General features: G+C 73.8%; 4 protein-coding genes. All 4 read left to right on the top strand.

Going from position 1 to position 3,986, the window contains the following annotated elements; translation table 11 throughout:
• The first annotated feature begins 194 nt into the window (after positions 1-194).
• The gene (locus VFZ92_RS33470) at positions 195-467 is read left to right on the top strand and encodes a hypothetical protein (RefSeq protein WP_330880386.1); all 273 of its coding nucleotides are present in this window, start codon (positions 195-197) and stop codon (positions 465-467) included.
• Positions 467-886, top strand: a complete 420-nt coding sequence (locus tag VFZ92_RS33465) for a TcpE family conjugal transfer membrane protein (protein WP_330880384.1) — start codon at positions 467-469, stop codon at positions 884-886. Before VFZ92_RS33470 ends, VFZ92_RS33465 begins: the two co-directional genes overlap by 1 nt.
• Positions 883-3,615: a VirB4 family type IV secretion system protein gene (locus VFZ92_RS33460; protein WP_330880382.1), complete on the top strand. Its 2,733-nt coding sequence runs from the start codon at positions 883-885 to the stop codon at positions 3,613-3,615. Before VFZ92_RS33465 ends, VFZ92_RS33460 begins: the two co-directional genes overlap by 4 nt.
• The coding region (locus VFZ92_RS33455) for a hypothetical protein (RefSeq protein ID WP_330880380.1) at positions 3,612-3,986 on the top strand (375 nt) is incomplete at its 3' end. The genes VFZ92_RS33460 and VFZ92_RS33455, both read left to right, overlap by 4 nt.

Here is a 3,986-nt window from a genome sequence, read left to right as displayed (position 1 = left end):
CGCCGTCGCCGCCGTCGACCGCTGGGAGATCGTCGCCCTGTCCGGCGTCCCGACGCGCACCGTCCAGCCGGCGGCCGATGCCGGGGCGGACTCGTGACGCGCACCGCGGTGCGCAGCCCGCCCGATGCCCGCGTTCTTCGGTGGACAACTGCGCATCACCGGGCACGAGGCGAACGGGAACAAGGAGTGCTCCGATGACCGACCTGCTCCAGGGCTTCATGAACGATGCCCGCGTCCTGCTCATCGGCGCCGTCATCCTCATGGCGACGGCGTTCGTGATCATGACCTGGGCGAGGACCAGGTCGCTGGTGCCCACGCTCGGGGCGGTCCTGCTCGGCGTCATCGTCATCGCCGGGGTCACCAGCTACTCGACCATCCAGGAGGCGGTCGAGAGCGACATCCAGCGGCACAGCGACACCGAGTCCCCCGTCACCCTGCCGGGGCAGCGTGAGGCGGGGGACGACTAGTGACCGCCGAGCACGACGAGCAGCAGATCATCTGCGCGACCTACACGCACGCCCGGCGCCATCCGTTGGTGCTGGGCCAGATCGGCGGGTGGACGCCACCGTTCCAGCTCACGCTGACCCAGATCGGGGTCCTGCTGGTCGCGCTGTTCGTCGAGGTCAGGACGTGGCACTGGTGGGGCGCCCACCTCCCCCGCGTGCTGGCCGTGGTCGTCGCCGTGGGGGTGCCGGTCCTGCTGGCGTGGGCCGCGCGTCGTGCGCGCATCGAGGGCCGCAGCCTGCCCCGTGCCGCCCTGGCCTGGTTCACGTTCCTGCTGACGCCGCGGCGCGGCCAGGTCGGCGGCCGGCCCCACCGCGTGTCACGTCCGGGCTCGCCCGGACGTGACCCCGTCTACGTCGCGGCGGGACGCCACAGCAGATGAAGCCTCCCGCACGAGCCATCGTCGGGAACCTCGTCTGGTCGTCCGACGGCGGGGTCTGGGCGGTGTGGCGGGTGTTCCCGTTCCCGCTCGCCCACACCGCCGTGGTCGACAAGCTGGCGATCCACAGCCGCATCCGCGGCCTGCTCGTCAACCTGCCGACCGACTCGATGCTGCTGTCGATCTGCGAACGCCTGGACCCCCTCGAGGTCGTGACCAAGATGGTCGACGGCGTCGACCTCGACCGCCGGCCGGCGTGGTCGCAGGCGTGCGACGCGACCTACGCGTGGCTCAGCGGGACGACGCTCCACCAGCGCCGCTACTACGTCGCCGTCGGGTTGCCCAACGCCCGGCGACCGTGGCTCGAGGTGCTCCGCGATGCCGTGGGGCAGGTGAACACCACCTTCGGCCTGAGCCCGCGGCCCGTACCGGCCGACGAGGTCGACCTGCGACGGCGGCAGGCCCGGGAGAGCGAGGTCCGGCTTGCCCAGCACATCTCGCTCACGCCGGTGAGCGCCGGGGAGCTGTGCTGGCTGTACGCGCGGGCGCTGCGGCGCGAGGCCAACGAGCCCGCGTTCGACGAGAGCTGGGAACCGCCCCGGCCCGGCGGGTTCCCGGGGCCCGCTGATCCGGCCGCGGCCGAGCGCCGCCGCCCCCAGGGCGTCCTCGCCCACCTGACCGATGCGGTGGTGACCGAGGGCGGCGACGCGAGCGACGACGATCGCCCCCGGCACCGCCGCTACGTGCGGGTCGACTTCGCCGACGCCAGCGCCTACCAGACCGTGCTGGCGATGTCGGACATGCCGCACTTCTTCCGCTTCCCGGACGGTGGGGCGGAGTGGCTGTACTACGCGGACGACGCGGGGTTCCCCGTGGACTGGTGCGTGCGGGTCCGCTCGGTGCCCAACGCCGACGCGCAGGTGAAGGTGCGTCGCAAGCACCGCGACCTCGTCGGCCAGATCGAGGAGTACGACGGCGATCTCACCGGCGCCCCGCCGCAGCTGGCCGAGGCGATCCAGGCGATCGAGGACGAGCGGGCCGCGCTGGGATCGAACCCCGCCGAGCCGGAGATGCAGGTCACGGTCCTGCTGTCGGTCGCGGCACCGACGCTGACCGAGCTCGAGGATCGCGCCAGCGCGCTGGGCGCGATGTTCGAGCCCCGCGAGTACGGGTTGGCCCGTCCGACCGGTGGCCAGATGGCGCTGTTGCGGGCGATGTTGCCCGGCACCGCGGCGCCCCTGGTGGCCCGGGACTACACGCAGTTCATGCTGGCGCGGGACCTGGCGGCCGGCAGCCCGTTCTGCGGTCCCGAGGTCGGCGATCCCCGCGGCCTGCTGCTGGGGGTGTCGCTCGACGGCGGCAACGCCATGCCGGTGCTGTTCGACCCGGCCTACGGTCCGCAGGTCAACGCCAGCCCGTCACTGGCGGCGGTGGGTCGGCTCGGATCCGGCAAGTCGTTCTTCCTGAAGCGCCTCTGCTGGGACACGATCGCCCGAGGCGGGCAGGTGGTGACCATCGACCGCACCCGCCGCGGCGAGTACGTCGCCTTCGCCGAGGCCGTGCCGGGTCGGGTGCAGCTGGTGCGCCTGGAGGCCGGGGCGGACGTGTGCCTCGACCCGCTGCGCACGTTCTCCGGCGACGAGCGGGCCGTGGTGACCTTGGGCTTCCTCTCCCTGCTCGCCGGGTGCTCCACCCACAGCGACGAGGGTGCGGCCCTGGCCGAGGCGGTGGACGCCGTGGTCGAACGTCGCGACGCCGCGCTGACCGACGTCATCGACGAGCTGCAGAGGATGGCCACCGCCGACCCGGAGCACCCCGACCTGGCGGCCCGCGGCCTCGCCCGTCGCCTGGCGCACTATCGCCGCTCGCCGACCGGCCAGCTCGCCTTCGGCGCCGGCCAGCCGATGTCGCTCGACGCCGACTTCATCGTGTTCTGGGCGCCGGACCTGGCGCTGCCGGACCGCGAGACGCTCGACAACGAGCAGCGCAACCGCATGATGCTGCCCGAGCAGGTGCTGGGCCAGGCGCTGCTGTACCTGGTCGCGGCCGTGGGGCGCCAGGTCGTGTTCCGGGATCCGTCGCGCTTCGCGGCGGCCCTCTACGACGAGGCGTGGGCGCTGCTCGCGTCGCCCTACGGCCAGAACCTCCTCATCGAGGGCGTCCGGGACGGGCGCAAGCACAACGGCGCCATCTGGCTGGCCAGCCAGCACCCGAACGACTTCGCCATCAGCGAGCTCGAGGACCTGTTGGGCTCGCGGTTCGTGTTCCACCAGGCCCGATCGGCGATCCCCGCCGCGCTGCGGTTCCTCGGTGTGGCCGACAGCCTCGACGCTGCCATCACCCTCGAGCACGGGTTGGGCAGCGGGCTCTGCCTCTACCGGGACGTGCGCGACCGGGTCGGTCTCATCCAGGTCCTGCCGCCGGCGGCACCCGGGGTGGCGTCGAGCTTCGAGACCGCACCCACCACCGACGCCGGGCCGGAGGCGGCCGACGGAGACGGGCGCCGTGTCCTGGACGCGGCCGACGAGACGAGGGAGCTCGCCGCGCGCCGTGTCCTGGACGCGGCCGACGAGACGAGGGAGCTCGCCGCGCCGGACGTGGCCGCCCTGGCCGCGCCCGCGGGCGCTGCCGCCGATGGCCGCGACGACGCTGCCGCGGCCCGGATGCGGGCTCGCAGCCGCCGCCGCAGCACCCCGCTCGCCCGACTCCTGGCGGGATCGGAGGAGACGTGACCAGGCCCCGGCGGGTCGCCAGGTGGGGGGTGGGCGTGCTGCTGGCCGCGCTGGCGACCGGCGGCGTCGCGGCCGTGCCGCCCGCCGAGGCAGCCCCGGCCGCACCCCGGCAGCCCACCTGCGACCTGGGCGGCGAGGCCCATCTCTACCGGTCGCGCTACACGCTGCCCGAGCGGCTCCCGGCCGACGTCGACTTCGACGACTACGGGTTCCGCTTCAACCCCCGGGCGCCGGAGGACTGGCTCTACGCGTGCAGCGGGGAAGCGCAGATCCCTCCCCGGGACGCGCGGGTCGAGGACCGGTACGTCGTCCTGTACCGCCAGGAGGCCGGGGGCGAGTGGGTGCTCGAACAGGACAACCTGCGCACGGCC

Source organism: Umezawaea sp. (assembly GCF_036375055.1).
Taxonomy (GTDB): Bacteria; Actinomycetota; Actinomycetes; order Mycobacteriales; family Pseudonocardiaceae; genus Umezawaea.
The sequence above is the reverse complement of the archived record's forward strand: the minus strand, read 5'-3'. Positions and strand labels throughout refer to the sequence as shown.

Excerpts from the sequence above, each read along its gene's own strand:
- VFZ92_RS33470 (WP_330880386.1), top strand. The coding sequence starts at position 195 with ATGACCGACCTGCTCCAGGGCTTCATGAACGATGCCCGCGTCCTGCTC.
- VFZ92_RS33460 (WP_330880382.1), top strand. The coding sequence starts at position 883 with ATGAAGCCTCCCGCACGAGCCATCGTCGGGAACCTCGTCTGGTCGTCC.